The sequence below is a fragment of the Mycobacterium sp. 050128 genome, assembly GCF_036409155.1.
In the GTDB taxonomy this organism is placed as follows: domain Bacteria; phylum Actinomycetota; class Actinomycetes; order Mycobacteriales; family Mycobacteriaceae; genus Mycobacterium.
In genome coordinates this window covers 2057800-2070914 of record NZ_JAZGLW010000001.1, presented here as the reverse complement: position 1 = coordinate 2070914, position 13115 = coordinate 2057800, and the positions used below count along the sequence as shown (strand labels likewise).

General features: G+C 67.5%; 14 protein-coding genes. 5 read left to right on the top strand and 9 right to left on the bottom strand.

Annotation, left to right across the window (positions count from 1 at the left end; translation table 11 throughout):
- The first annotated feature begins 57 nt into the window (after positions 1–57).
- Positions 58–1452, top strand: coding sequence for an FAD-dependent oxidoreductase (locus tag SKC41_RS09960; protein ID WP_330977473.1), 1395 nt, complete (start codon positions 58–60; stop codon positions 1450–1452).
- Here SKC41_RS09960 and SKC41_RS09955 read toward each other — a convergent pair.
- The 6 genes from SKC41_RS09955 to carD are packed head-to-tail and all read right to left on the bottom strand — an operon-like array spanning position 1449 to position 6504.
- Positions 1449–2441, bottom strand: coding sequence for a glycerophosphodiester phosphodiesterase (locus SKC41_RS09955; RefSeq protein ID WP_330977472.1), 993 nt, complete (start codon positions 2439–2441; stop codon positions 1449–1451). The genes SKC41_RS09960 and SKC41_RS09955 overlap by 4 nt on opposite strands.
- 5 nt (positions 2442–2446) lie before the next feature.
- Positions 2447–3379: a 23S rRNA (guanosine(2251)-2'-O)-methyltransferase RlmB gene (gene rlmB / locus SKC41_RS09950; protein WP_330977471.1), complete on the bottom strand. Its 933-nt coding sequence runs from the start codon at positions 3377–3379 to the stop codon at positions 2447–2449.
- A gap of 11 nt (positions 3380–3390) precedes the next feature.
- On the bottom strand, positions 3391–4800 hold the full coding sequence (cysS, locus tag SKC41_RS09945; protein ID WP_330977470.1) for a cysteine--tRNA ligase: 1410 nt from the start codon (positions 4798–4800) through the stop codon (positions 3391–3393).
- A 52-nt stretch (positions 4801–4852) separates the two neighbouring features.
- Entirely contained in the window at positions 4853–5332 is a 480-nt protein-coding gene (gene ispF, locus SKC41_RS09940; protein ID WP_330977469.1) for a 2-C-methyl-D-erythritol 2,4-cyclodiphosphate synthase, read from the bottom strand.
- A complete protein-coding gene (ispD, locus tag SKC41_RS09935; protein WP_330977468.1) occupies positions 5329–6000 on the bottom strand; it encodes a 2-C-methyl-D-erythritol 4-phosphate cytidylyltransferase in 672 nt (223 codons plus the stop codon). The genes ispF and ispD overlap by 4 nt, the downstream gene beginning before the upstream one ends.
- Before the next feature lie 15 nt (positions 6001–6015).
- Positions 6016–6504 carry an RNA polymerase-binding transcription factor CarD gene (carD, locus tag SKC41_RS09930; RefSeq protein WP_007166539.1) on the bottom strand — a complete coding sequence of 163 codons (489 nt, stop codon included), beginning with the start codon at positions 6502–6504 and terminating at the stop codon, positions 6016–6018.
- Between the two features lie 302 nt (positions 6505–6806).
- Between carD and SKC41_RS09925 the strand changes: the two genes are divergently transcribed.
- Genes SKC41_RS09925 through disA form a run of 3 tightly spaced genes read left to right on the top strand, consistent with a single transcriptional unit; the run spans position 6807 to position 9921 of the window.
- Positions 6807–7361, top strand: coding sequence for a hypothetical protein (locus tag SKC41_RS09925; RefSeq protein WP_442931583.1), 555 nt, complete (start codon positions 6807–6809; stop codon positions 7359–7361).
- A gap of 50 nt (positions 7362–7411) precedes the next feature.
- The gene (gene radA, locus SKC41_RS09920) at positions 7412–8821 is read left to right on the top strand and encodes a DNA repair protein RadA (protein ID WP_330977467.1); all 1410 of its coding nucleotides are present in this window, start codon (positions 7412–7414) and stop codon (positions 8819–8821) included.
- A gap of 26 nt (positions 8822–8847) precedes the next feature.
- Positions 8848–9921 carry a DNA integrity scanning diadenylate cyclase DisA gene (disA, locus tag SKC41_RS09915; protein WP_330977466.1) on the top strand — a complete coding sequence of 358 codons (1074 nt, stop codon included), beginning with the start codon at positions 8848–8850 and terminating at the stop codon, positions 9919–9921.
- Here the strand turns inward: disA and SKC41_RS09910 are convergent, their stop codons facing one another.
- Together SKC41_RS09910 and SKC41_RS09905 are read right to left on the bottom strand one after the other, a co-directional pair.
- The gene (locus SKC41_RS09910) at positions 9922–10728 is read right to left on the bottom strand and encodes a hypothetical protein (protein ID WP_330977465.1); all 807 of its coding nucleotides are present in this window, start codon (positions 10726–10728) and stop codon (positions 9922–9924) included. It abuts the gene before it with no gap.
- Positions 10729–10841: 113 nt separating this feature from the next.
- A complete protein-coding gene (locus SKC41_RS09905; RefSeq protein WP_330977464.1) occupies positions 10842–11459 on the bottom strand; it encodes a carbonic anhydrase in 618 nt (205 codons plus the stop codon).
- 30 nt (positions 11460–11489) lie between these two features.
- Between SKC41_RS09905 and SKC41_RS09900 the strand changes: the two genes are divergently transcribed.
- A complete protein-coding gene (locus SKC41_RS09900) occupies positions 11490–12374 on the top strand; it encodes an A/G-specific adenine glycosylase (protein ID WP_330977463.1) in 885 nt (294 codons plus the stop codon).
- On the opposite strand, the gene SKC41_RS09895 is transcribed toward SKC41_RS09900, so the two are convergent.
- Entirely contained in the window at positions 12324–13112 is a 789-nt protein-coding gene (locus SKC41_RS09895; protein WP_330977462.1) for an alpha/beta fold hydrolase, read from the bottom strand. The genes SKC41_RS09900 and SKC41_RS09895 overlap by 51 nt on opposite strands.
- Between the last annotated feature and the right edge of the window lie 3 nt (positions 13113–13115).

Genomic DNA, 13115 nt, shown 5'->3' with positions numbered 1-13115 from the left:
GTCAGCGGCCACCAGCATGGCTTTCGTCAGATAAACGCTCAGCACAGGCGGTGGGCTATGGCGAAGATCGGTATTCACGCGGTGGTACTGGGAGCGAGCATGGCCGGTCTGCTGGCCGCGCGGTCGCTCAGCGAGTTCTACGACGTGGTGACGGTGGTGGAGCGCGACCCGCTGCCCGACATCGGCGTACCCCGCCGGGGTGTGCCGCAGGGCAAGCACCTGCACGGCCTGCTGCCTCGCGGCGCGCAGGTCCTTGAGCAATTCTTCCCCGGCATCCTCGACGAGCTGGTCGTCGACGGCGCGCATTATGTCGACGGCCGGGATCTGTCGCAGCTGTACTACCACGTGGGCGGGCACCTGATGATGCGCAACGGCAGCGCCACCTCGTTCACCGCCTATCTCGCCACCCGGCCGTTCCTCGAGGATCACGTCCGCGCGCGGCTGCGCGCCATCCCTAACGTCACGCTGCTCGACGAGCACGACATCGTGGAATTGACCGCGACAGCGGACCACCATCGCGTCAACGGGGCACGGGTGGTCGACCGTCGCACCCGCGAAGACCTCACGCTGCGGGCCGATTTGGTGGTCGACGCGACCGGACGGGGCGCCCGCACCCCGGCGTGGCTGGACAGCATGGGCTATGACCGACCGCGCGAGGACGAGGTCACGGTCGAGCTGACGTATGTGAGCCAGTTGTTGAGCATGGCACCCGATGCACTGCACGAACTCGGCTTCGTCGTCGGCCCCGTGCCGGGCCGGCCGCGCTCGCTGGGCATTCTGCACTCGGAGAACGACACCTGGATGTTCACCGTTTCCGGCCTCGCGGGTCACGGTCCGCACCCCGACCTGATATCGATGTGCGAGTTCGTCGAGGACTTCGCACCGCCCCACCTGCTGGCCGCGATTCAGGCCGCCGACCCCATCGGAGAACCCACGCGGCACCGTACGCCGTCCAGCCGGTGGCGCCGCTACGACAAGATGCGGCGATTCCCCCAGGGCCTGCTGGTCATCGGCGACGCGATCTGCAGCTTCAACCCGATCTACGGCCAGGGCATGACGGTAGCCGCCCTCGAGGCGCTGACACTGCGTGACTGCTTACTCAGCGGCACAAGGGATTTGGCGCATCGATTCTTCCGGGCCGCGGCGGTGCCGATCCGCCAGGCGTGGGAACTGTCGGCCAGCCCCGACCTCTGCCTACCCGAAATCGAGGGCACACCATCGTTGCTCACCCGGCTGCTCAACACATACGTCGATCGGGTGCTGACCGCCGCCGAATACGACGCCGACGCCGTCGATCAATTCTTCAGAGTGACCGCGCTCGTCGACCCCGCCACTGCGCTACTGCGCCCGGGCATGCTGTGGCGTGCTGCCTTGGCCAACCGCCGCCGACAGCGACACGTCGGCCAGCAGGCCGACGTGGTTCTCGGCCTGGCCGGCAACGTAGCCCGCTAACCGCGACGACAGGCCGGCGGTAACGGCATACCGAGGTCGGCCATCACGGCGCGCAGCAGCGTCGGGTAGTCGGTGATGAGGCCGTCGACACCAAAGCCGATTTGCTCACGCATCGCCGCGGCGTCGTTGACGGTCCATGGAATGACCTTGAGCCCCAACGCATGCGCGTGATCGACATACGGCTTGCCGGTGACCAACTGGTATCTGGGCGAGACGATGCTGGCCCCCACCATCAGCGCCCCGATCATCGCATCTCCGACGGCTGTGGCGTCGATGCCGGCCAGCCACGGCGAATCCGGCGCCCAGGTCTCCTCGTTGTACAAGGCCACCAACGGAATCGACGGTTCGGCCCGGTGCACCATCGGCAGGGTTCGCCAGTCGAAGCTCTGAATGTCGACGGAAGAGACCTTGCCCGCCGACCTGACTGCTCCCAGGATTATGTCGACGAATTTCTGGGGCTCGGCCGATCGGCTCGGCCGGTCGGCCTCCACCTTGGTTTCGATGTTGTAACGCACCCCTGTTCCGTTCGGAGCCCGGTAGGAGTCGGCGAGCGCGAAGACTTCCGGCAAGGTCGCTATCTTGTTGCCCCGCACCACTTCAGCTCGGGGAAACTCGGTGAGCAGGCGACCGCAGTCCAATGTTCGTAGCTGCGCCAGAGTGAGTTCGTGCACCAGCTTTCCGACGTACGGGTATTGCGGATCGCCGGCAATCGCGGGCCCGGTGTCGACGCATTTTTCGGCGTCGATCGTCGGATCGTGCCACACCAGGGGCTGCCCGTCTTTGGTGATGACGATGTCGAGTTCGAGTGTGCTGACGCCTAGTTCGAGTGATTTGGCGAAGGCACGCAGCGATTCCTCGGTGGTCTCACCACGACCGCCGCGATGTGCCTGGAGATCGAAGTCGGGTGCTTGCGCCCCGGACACCGGCAGCGGCACCAGCAGTGCGACCGCGGCCAGCACCGCGCCCAGACACGCGATCCGGCCCGGCAACCCGGTTAACTCCTGCGCTGACGCGCGATTTCGGCGAGCACCACCCCGGCGGCCACCGAAGCATTCAACGATTCGGCATGACCGGCCATCGGTATCGACACCACCTGGTCGCAGTTCTGCCGCACCAACCGGGAGAGGCCTTTGCCTTCGGACCCGACGACCACCACTATCGGGTCGGCGCCGTCCAGGTCGTCCACCACGGTGTCACCGCCGGCGTCCAATCCGACCACCCGCACTCCACGGTCGGCCCAATTCTTCAGTGTTCTGTTGAGATTGGTGGCGCGCGCCACCGGCAGGCGGGCCGCGGCGCCGGCGCTGGTGCGCCAGGCCACCGCCGTCACCGAAGCCGAACGGCGTTGCGGGATAACCACTCCGTGTCCGCCGAAGGCCGCGACCGAGCGGACGATTGCCCCGAGGTTGCGGGGGTCGGAGATGTTGTCCAGCGCGACCAGCAGCGCCGGCGGCGACTGCAGTGCGGTGGTGAGCAGGTCGTCGGGGTGGGCGTAGTTGTACGGCGGCACCTGCAGCGCGATGCCCTGGTGCAGATGATTCGCGGTCATCTTGTCCAGGTCGGTGCGGGGCACTTCCAAGATCGCGATGCCCAAATCGGCTGCCCGGGCAACGGATTCGGTCACCCGCTCGTCGGCTTCGGTGCCGAGCGCGATGTACAGGGCCGTCGCGGGCACCCCGGCGCGCAGGCATTCCACCACCGGATTGCGGCCCAGCACGGTTTCGGTTTCGTCGGTGCGTTTGGCCGGCCGGCGTTGTTGTGGCTGGGCGGCGCGCTTGGCAGCGGGATGGTTGGGGCGCAGACGCGCGGGCGGCGTGGGGCCACGACCCTCCAAGCCACGACGCCGCTGGCCGCCCGAACCTACGGTCGGGGCCTTCTTGCTGCCGGACTTACGTATCGCCCCTTGGCGCCGGGAGTTGCCGGCCATCTACTCGTCCATCACTTTTCTAGGCCGGCTTGCAGCTCCCACTGCGGCCCGTCGGCGGTGTCGGTGACCTCGATGCCGGCGATTTTGAGCCGGTCCCGGATCTGGTCTGCGAGAGCCCAATTGCGCTCCTCGCGGGCTCGCTTGCGGCTTTCCAGCTCGGACTGAACCAGCACGTCGACGGCCGCGAGGGCGGCCGACGTCTCGTCGCGCGTCTCCCAGCGTTCGTCCAGCGGGTCGCAGCCCAGGATGCCCATCATCGCGCGGATCGAGCCGGCCTGCCGCAGGGCACCTTCGTGATCGCCCGCGTCGAGCGCCCGATTGCCCTCGGCGCGGGATTGGTGGATCTCGGCCAACGCGATCGGCACCGCGAGGTCGTCGTCGAGTGCGTCGGCGAATCGCGGCGTCCACTCGCCGGGGACCACGCCCCCGACCCGGACGCGCACGCGATGCAGGAAGTCCTCAACTCCCACATAGGCTTTCACCGCATCCTGCAGGGCGGTATCGGAGAATTCGAGCATCGAGCGATAGTGGGCGCTACCCAGGTAGTAGCGCAGCTCCGGCGGCCGCACCCGCTGCAGCATCGCCGGGATGGACAACACGTTGCCCAGCGACTTACTCATCTTCTCCCCGCCCATCGTCACCCAGCCGTTGTGCAGCCAGTAGCGGGCGAACCCATCCCCGGCCGCGCGGCTCTGGGCGATTTCGTTCTCATGATGCGGGAACACCAAATCCATTCCACCACAATGGATGTCGAATTCGGGACCCAAATAGGTGCGCGCCATCGCTGAGCATTCCAGGTGCCAGCCCGGGCGCCCGCGGCCCCACGGCGAGGGCCATGAGGGCTCACCCGGCTTCTCGCCCTTCCACAAGGTGAAATCGCGCTGGTCGCGCTTGCCGGTGCCCGCCCCCTCGCCCTGGTGGACGTCATCGATCCGGTGGCCGGACAGCTGCCCGTACTCGGGGTAGCTGAGCACATCGAAGTAGACGTCACCGGCGGCGGCATACGCGTGACCATTTTCGATCAGGCGTTCCATTAATTCGACCATCTGGGTGATGTGGCCGGTGGCTCGCGGCTCCGCCGACGGCGGCAAGACGTCCAGGGCGTCGTAGGCCGCGGTGAATGCGCGCTCGTAGGTCGCCGCCCACTCCCACCACGGCCGGCATGCTGCTGCGGCCTTGGCGAGGATCTTGTCTTCGATATCGGTCACGTTGCGGATGAACGCGACGTCATAGCCGCGCGCCATCAGCCAGCGCCGCAGGATGTCGAAGGCCACGCCGCTGCGGACATGGCCGATGTGCGGCTGGCCCTGAACGGTGGCGCCACAGAGATAGATGGACACGTGCCCCTGGCGCAGCGGAACGAAATCACGCACAGCACCGGCTGCGGTGTCGTGTAGCCGCATGGGGGGGCGATCGGTCACGACGTGCCAGCTTACCTGCTACTTCAGCTCGGCCGACCGCAGCTCGCGGGCGCTATCCGTCGGCGACAACGAGGGCCGTCGCGATCGCGGCCAAACCCTCACCCCGGCCCGTCAGGCCCAGCCCGTCGGTGGTGGTCGCCGAGACCGATACCGGTGCCTGCAGCAGATCCGACAGCAGTTGCTGCGCCTCGGCGCGGCGCGGGCCGATCTTCGGCCGATTGCCGATCACCTGCACGGCGGCGTTGCCGACCCGAAACCCCGCCTCCGATACCAGCTCGACGACGTGGCGCAGCATGTCGGCGCCGCTGACGCCCTTCCAGCGCGGATCGTCGACCCCGAACACGCCACCGATGTCGCCCAACCCCACGGCCGACAACAGGGCATCGCACAACGCGTGCGCGGCGACGTCGCCATCGGAATGGCCGGCGCAACCGTCGGTGTCGGGAAATTGCAGACCCAGCAACCAGCAGGGCCGTCCGGGCTCAATCGGGTGTACGTCGGTACCCAGGCCGACCCGAGGCAGCGCGTTCACCGGCGCACAATCGCTTGGGCCAGTAACAGATCCAGCGGAGTGGTGATCTTGAATGCCAGCGGGTCGCCGTCGACCACCTGAACCTGGCCGCCGACGTACTCCACCATGGACGCGTCGTCGGTGAAAACCGCGCCCGCCGCTCGCTGGTACGCGCGCAACAGCAGTTCGGTGGCGAACCCTTGCGGCGTCTGCACCGCGCGCAGCCCGGCCCGTTCCGGCGTGCTCAGCACCACGCCGTCGGCATCCACGGCCTTGATGGTGTCATGCAGCGGCAACGCGGGCACCACGGCGCCGTGACCGGCCCGCAGCGCGTCCACCACGCGCACGATCAGCTCCGGCGGTGTCAACGCACGGGCGGCATCGTGAACCAGCACGAAGTCTGGTTCGCCAGCCACGGCCGACAACGCCAGATTGACCGATTCGGTGCGCCCGGCTCCGCCGGCCACCACGGTGGCCTGGCTGCCTAGAACTTGCTTGGCCTGCTCCACGCGATCGGCGGGTACCGCCGCCACGACATGACTAACGACGCCCGAATTCAGCAGGCCCGCAACGGCCCATTCCAGCAGCGTGCGCCCATCGAGTTCGCAAAATGCCTTCGGGATACCGGCACGCAGCCGTTCCCCCAACCCCGCGGCCGGGACCACTGCGACAACTGTGCCCCCGACCACGTGAGCTCAGGGCCTTCAGGAAGCTGCGGCCAGAACCTCGTCGAGAATGGTCTCCGCTTTGGCGTCGTCGGTGCTCTCAGCGAGCGCCAACTCACCGACCAGAATCTGCCGGGCCTTCGCCAACATGCGCTTTTCGCCCGCGGACAGGCCGCGTTCCTGGTCGCGACGCCACAGGTCGCGGACAACTTCGGCAACCTTGTTGACGTCGCCGGAAGCAAGCTTTTCGAGGTTGGCCTTGTAACGCCGTGACCAGTTGGTGGGCTCTTCCGTGTGGGGAGCGCGCAACACCTGGAAGACCTTGTCCAGGCCTTCTTGTCCGACGACGTCGCGCACGCCGACGTACTCGGCGTTGTCGGCGGGAACTCGAACGGTCAGGTCACCCTGCGCAACTTTCAAGACGAGATACTCTTTTTGCTCCCCTTTGATGGTGCGGGTTTCGATCGCCTCGACTAACGCAGCACCGTGGTGTGGATAAACAACGGTGTCGCCGACCTTGAAGATCATCAGATTCGAGCCCCTTTCGTTACTTCAGTCTAACACGGCGGTCCAACACACGCGAAGCAACAGTGCAGGTCAGGGGCACAACGTGCGCTGAATAGGGGTTGACAGACGGACGAAGACGTGCAATGGAACACACTAGCAACGCCTGGTCGTGGCCCCGGCAGTGCCCCTGCCACCGGCGCTGCGGTGCTGGTCTTGCTACCTGCGCTACCGCTTAAACGTCGTTCCTACTACTGTGCATAGTTGCACGCGTCATCGTGCCGCGACTTGCTCTGAACAGCCAGACCGAGCCCAGGAGGCATCGAGTGAACCGCTTCAAGACCAGCCTCGCGGTCGGCCTTCGTACCCGAGTCGTCCTGGTTGGCCTGGCTGCCCTGGTCGCCACCGTGCTCACCGGCTGTGGCGCCGGACAGATCTCGCAGATGGCCACCCAGGAGCCCGCCGTCAACGGCAACAAGGTCACGTTCAACAACGTGGCACTGCGCGACATCCGCATCCAGGCCGTGCAGACCGGCGACTACCTACGCCCGGGTAAGAATGTGGACCTGGTGCTGGTAGCAGTGAATCAGTCCCCCGATGTCGAGGACCGGCTGCTGGGCATCACCAGTGACATCGGCACCGTGACGGTGACCGGCGACGCTCGGCTGCCCGCCAGCGGCATGCTGTTCATCGGCACGCCGGAAGGCCAGAGGGTGGCGCCGGGCCCGCTCAATCCCAACAGCGCGGCCAAGGCATCCATCAACTTGGCCAAGCCCATCAGCAACGGGCTTTCCTACAACTTCACCTTCACCTTCGAGAAGGCGGGCCAAGCCAGCGTGCAGGTGCCGATTTCGGCCGGGATGGCTCCGCCGGAGGCCTAAACGGCCGTGTCCCGGCTGGTCTTGTCGGCGCGGGCGGATACCGTCATGACGTGGCTAATGCGCGCTCGCAATATCGTTGCTCGGAGTGCCGACACGTCACCGCCAAATGGGTTGGCCGCTGCGGAGAATGCGGCACCTGGGGCACCGTCCATGAGGTGACCGTGCTCGGCGCGGTGGGCGGCCGTCGGTCGCTGAATCGGACGTCGCAGGCGGTTCCGATCAGTTCCGTCGAGGCGGGCGCCAGCCAGCACCGCGCGACGGGCATCGACGAACTCGACCGCGTACTCGGTGGCGGCGTGGTCCCCGGCTCGGTCACGCTGCTGGCCGGCGATCCGGGCGTCGGTAAATCGACGTTGCTGCTCAAGGTCGCCCACCTGTGGGCGCAGTCCGGGCGGCGCGCGCTGTACATCTCCGGCGAGGAGTCCGCGGGCCAGATCAGACTGCGCGCGGACCGCATCGATTGCGGCAGCGACGAGCTCTACCTGGCCGCCGAATCCGACGTGCACACGGTGCTCGAGCACATCGCGACGGTCAAGCCCGCGCTGGTGATCGTCGACTCGGTGCAAACCATGTCCACCGCCGGGTCCGACGGGGTCGCCGGCGGGGTCACGCAGGTGCGCGCCGTGACGGCGGCGCTGACGGCAGCGGCCAAGTCCAACGGCGTGGCGCTGATCCTCGTCGGCCATGTCACCAAGGACGGCGCGATCGCCGGCCCGCGCTCGCTGGAACACCTCGTCGACGTCGTTCTACATTTCGAGGGCGACCGCAACGGCTCGCTGCGGATGGTCCGCGGCATCAAGAACCGATTCGGCGGCGCCGACGAAGTCGGGTGTTTCACGTTGCACGACAACGGAATTGAGGGTGTTGCCGACCCGTCGAACCTGTTCTTGGATCAACGCCCCGCCCCGGTGCCCGGCACCGCGATCACGGTGGCGCTGGACGGCAAACGGCCGCTGATCGGCGAGGTCCAGGCGCTGCTGGCCACCCCGAACGCCGGCTCACCGCGCCGCGCGGTCAGCGGGATCGACCACTCCCGTGCCGCGATGATCACCGCCGTGCTGGAAAAGCACGCCAAGCTGCCACTGGCCGCCAACGACATCTACCTGTCCACCGTGGGCGGCATGCGGCTGACCGATCCGTCTTCGGACCTCGCCGTCGCGATCGCGCTGGCTTCGGCCCTGGCCGACCTGCCGCTGCCCACCACCGCGGTGATGATCGGCGAGGTCGGCCTGGCGGGCGATCTGCGCCGGGTCAGCGGCATCGACCGGCGCCTGGCCGAAGCGGCCCGGCAGGGATTCACCATCGCCCTGGTTCCGCCCGGGTGCGAGGCCGTTCCGCGGGGCATGCGCGCACTGAGTGCGCCCAACATCGGCGCGGCGCTGCAGCACATGATCGACATCGCCCACGACCGCGCCGTCGGGCCCCCGGGACCCAAACGGCTATACATTGCGACGCCATAAGCCCTGGCGTAGCAGAATGACACGCTGTGACGCGTCCGACGCTACGTGAAACAGTCGCCCGCCTGGCACCGGGAACCGGGCTCCGGGACGGCCTGGAGCGCATCCTGCGCGGCCGTACCGGTGCGCTGATCGTGCTCGGCAACGACGAGAACGTCGAGGCCATCTGCGACGGCGGGTTCGCCCTGGATGTCCGATACGCCCCGACGCGACTGCGTGAGCTGGCCAAGATGGACGGTGCCGTTGTGCTGTCCACCGACGCCAGCCGCATCGTGCGGGCCAACGTGCAGCTGGTGCCCGATCCGTCGATACCCACCGACGAGTCGGGCACCCGGCACCGCTCGGCGGAACGCGCCGCGATCCAGACCGGCCACCCGGTGATCTCGGTCAGCCACTCGATGAACATCGTCACCGTCTATGTCGGCGGGGAGCGTCATGTGCTGGCCGATTCCGCGACCATCCTGTCGCGGGCCAACCAGGCCATCGCGACCCTGGAGCGCTACAAGACCCGCCTCGACGAAGTCAGCCGGCTGTTGTCACGGGCCGAGATCGAAGACTTCGTCACGCTGCGCGACGTGATGACCGTGGTGCAGCGACTCGAGTTGGTCCGCCGCATCGGGCTGGTGATCGACTATGACGTCGTCGAACTGGGCACCGACGGACGTCAGTTGCGGCTTCAGCTCGAGGAGCTGCTGGGCGGCAACGACACCGATCGGGAGTTAATCGTGCGCGACTACCACGCCAGCCCCGAGCCGCTGTCCGATGTGCAGATGATCGGGACGCTCGACGAGCTGGACTCCTTGTCGGACACCGAGCTGCTCGAAATCACTTCGCTGGCAAAGGTTTTCGGTTATCCGACGACGGCGGAGGCGCAGGATTCGGCGCTGAGCCCCCGTGGCTACCGCGCGATGGCCGGTATCCCCCGGCTGCAGTTCGCCCACGTCGACCTGTTGGTCCGCAACTTCGGGACGCTGCAGGGTCTGCTGGCGGCCAGCGCCAACGACCTGCAATCGGTCGACGGCATCGGCTCGATGTGGGCCCGCCATGTGCGGGAAGGCCTGTCCCAACTGGCGGAGTCGACGATCGCCGACCCGCTCAACTGACTAGCCCGCGGGCGACGGACCGGGAGCTGCCCCGGGCGGAGCCTCGGGCTGCGGCACCGCCGGCTGACCCGGCACCGGCCCCGGCGGGGGCGGCGGCTGGTTCAGAATGAACGGCACCGCGATCGAGCGCAGGTTGCCCAGCTGCACGACGAGGTTGTAGGTGCCCGGTCCGATCGCCGGGCGCGGCAGCGGGCAGTGCGGCGAGGATCCCATCCCCGTCCAAGTCACCGCCGTCGTCACCTGTTCGCCGGGCGTGAAGGTCTTGACCAGGGTCTCGTTGGACGGCGCGCAGTCCAGATTGGACCACAGCCGCTTGTTGTCCAGCGAGTACACGTAGGCGGCCAGTACGGCGGCGCCGACGTCACGCTTGCACGCCACCAGGCCGATGTTGGTGACGACCATCGTGAACTTCGGCTGGTCACCGATGAAGTACTGGGGGGCGTTGGTCAGGCCCTTGACGGCCAGCGTCGAGTCCGGGCAGTCGTCGCCCTCCTTGAGCACCGGAGGCGGCTGTACCGCCGCGGTCGGCGTCGGGGCCTCGGGGTTTTGCCCCTGCGGAGCCGGCACCGGGGTGACGCCTTCCTGCCCCGGCGGGGGCGGCACTTGCGGCGGAGGTGCCACCGCGGCGCTTTGACCCGGGCCGGCCTTGTTGACGCTGGCAGGCTTGGCGCCCGCGCTGTTGCCCATAAAGGCGATGACAGTAGCGACAGCGATGCCGATCACGACGACCGCGATCCCCAGGGCCAGCCCCCTGCGCCGCCAATAGATCTCCGTGGGTAGCGGGCCACGCGGTTCCAGATCCAGCACGGTCACACCATAAGTCCAGGTCACACCGATTTGTCCGATCCGACTCGGCGTGTCGCGATGTTAGCTGGCCAACCGCCGTGTTAGTGGCCCGTGCTGCTGGCGAGGCCCGCCCGTTATTCGCCGATGTCGCCGACGTGATCGACCAGCGCCGCGCGCCCGTCGGAGAGGTGGTAGGTGACCCCGGCCAGCGCCAGCGTGCCAGCCGAAACGCGCTCGGCGATGGCGGCAGAACGCGATGTGAGCTGCGCCAACGTCTCGCATACATGCCGTGCCTCGAACTCGTCGACACGACTCAGCCCCTCACGGCGCCCCAGCAGAATCGACGGCGCGACCCGCTCCACCACGTCGCGCACAAAACCGCCTGGGATCGCGCCGTCGTCGACCGCGCCGATGGCGGCCTTGACGGCGCCGCAGCTGTTGTGGCCGAGGACCACGATCAGCGGAACGTCGAGCACGGTGACCGCGAACTCGATCGAGCCCAGTACCGCGGAGTCGATCGCCTGCCCGGCGGTGCGCACCACGAACATGTCGCCCAGGCCCTGATCGAAGATGAGCTCGGCGGCCACCCGGCTGTCCGCACAGCCGAACACAACCGCTGTGGGCTTCTGCCCGGAAGCCAGGCTGGCACGATGCTCGACGCTCTGGCTCGGGTGCGCAGGCTGTCCGGCGACGAATCGCTCGTTACCCTCTTTGAGTGCTTTCCATGCGGATACCGGATTGGAGTTGGGCATGGGAGACATTCTGGCTTGCCGAGGGCGCCGATGACTAGCCAGGGGCAAATCCCGGCGGGTGAACTTCTGGGGTGGTACGAACTCTCGCGCCGCGATCTGCCCTGGCGGGAACCGGGTGTGGACGCGTGGCAGATCCTGGTCAGCGAATTCATGCTGCAACAGACTCCGGTGGCCCGGGTGCTGCCGATCTGGACGGACTGGGTACGGCGCTGGCCCACACCGTCGGCGACCGCGGCGGCCAGTGCGGCCGACGTGCTGCGGGCGTGGGGCAAGCTGGGCTACCCGAGGCGGGCAAAGCGCTTGCACGAATGCGCCATCGTCATTGCGCGTGATCACGGCGACGTCGTTCCCGACGACGTCGAAATCCTATTGGGGTTGCCGGGCATCGGCAGCTATACGGCGCGAGCCGTGGCGTGCTTCGCCTACCGCAAGCGGGTGCCGGTGGTGGACACCAATGTGCGACGGGTGGTGGCCCGCGCCGTGCACGGCCTAGCCGACGCCGCTGCGGCGTCCACAACCCGCGACCTTGCCGACGTTTCGGCGCTGTTGCCGAAAGACGCTACGGCGCCGCAGTTTTCGGTGGCACTGATGGAGCTGGGCGCCACGGTGTGCACTGCGCGCGCTCCGCGCTGCGGGTTGTGCCCGCTAGAGCACTGTGCGTGGCGGCAGGCCGGCTTTCCGCCCGCGCAAGGGCCGGCCCGCCGCGTTCAGACGTATGCCGGAACGGATCGCCAAGTCCGCGGACGGTTGTTGGATGTCTTGCGCGCCAAGGATTCTCCAGTGAGCCGGGCGGAGCTGGATGTCGCGTGGCTCACCGATACCGCCCAGCGCGACCGGGCACTGTATTCGCTGCTTGCCGACGGCCTAGTGACGCAGACCAGCGACGGCCGGTTCGGGCTCGCCGGCGAGGAATGACTCGACGGCTTCACGGTAGACCTGCGGGGCATCGTCGTGAATCAGATGACCGGCCTCGGGAACCACCAGATATGTTGCCGTCGAATGCTTTTCGTACATACCGCGCATCTGGCCGGGCGGAGTGACGGAGTTGCCGGCCTCGAGCAGCAACGCCGGCACCCGGACCGCCAGCCAGTGCTCCCAGTAGTCCCGGGTGCCCCATTCTGCGGCGATCTCGATCCATCGCGAGGTGTGACCGTGTAACCGCCAACCGGAGTCGGTATGGTCGAAGGCCTCCAGAAAATATCGGCCTGCGACCGGACCGAATTCGTTGTAAACCTGTTCGGCAGTGTCGAATTCGACCGGAAGCGCGTGCAGCCACGGCTCCCACGGACCGGTGGTACGGCCGCGAAAGTCGGGTGCCATGTCCTCGAGGACCAGGGCCGAAACCAGCTCGGGGTGCTGCGCGGCCAGACACCAGGAGTGCAGTGCCCCCATCGAATGGCCCACCAGCCGCACCGGCGTCGCCAATGTGGTTACCGCGTCGGCGAGGTCGGCCACGAAGCGTTCGGTGCTGATCGGGTACGGGTCCTCGACATCGCGGCCGCGATGCCACGGCGCATCGTAGGTGTAGACGGTGCCCAGCCGGGTCAGCCATGGCAGCTGGCGCGACCAGGTGGTGCCGCGGCCCATCAGGCCGTGGACCAAAATCAACGGCTCGCCTTGCCCGCCCCGGCAGGTCAACAGATCGGTGGGCATTGC

Coding starts and splice junctions, on each gene's coding strand:
- SKC41_RS09900 (WP_330977463.1), top strand. CDS start 11,490: ATGACTAGCCAGGGGCAAATCCCGGCGGGTGAACTTCTGGGGTGGTAC.
- SKC41_RS09905 (WP_330977464.1), bottom strand. CDS start 11,459: ATGCCCAACTCCAATCCGGTATCCGCATGGAAAGCACTCAAAGAGGGT.
- SKC41_RS09895 (WP_330977462.1), bottom strand. CDS start 13,112: ATGCCCACCGATCTGTTGACCTGCCGGGGCGGGCAAGGCGAGCCGTTG.
- carD (WP_007166539.1), bottom strand. CDS start 6,504: ATGATCTTCAAGGTCGGCGACACCGTTGTTTATCCACACCACGGTGCT.
- rlmB (WP_330977471.1), bottom strand. CDS start 3,379: ATGGCCGGCAACTCCCGGCGCCAAGGGGCGATACGTAAGTCCGGCAGC.
- SKC41_RS09960 (WP_330977473.1), top strand. CDS start 58: ATGGCGAAGATCGGTATTCACGCGGTGGTACTGGGAGCGAGCATGGCC.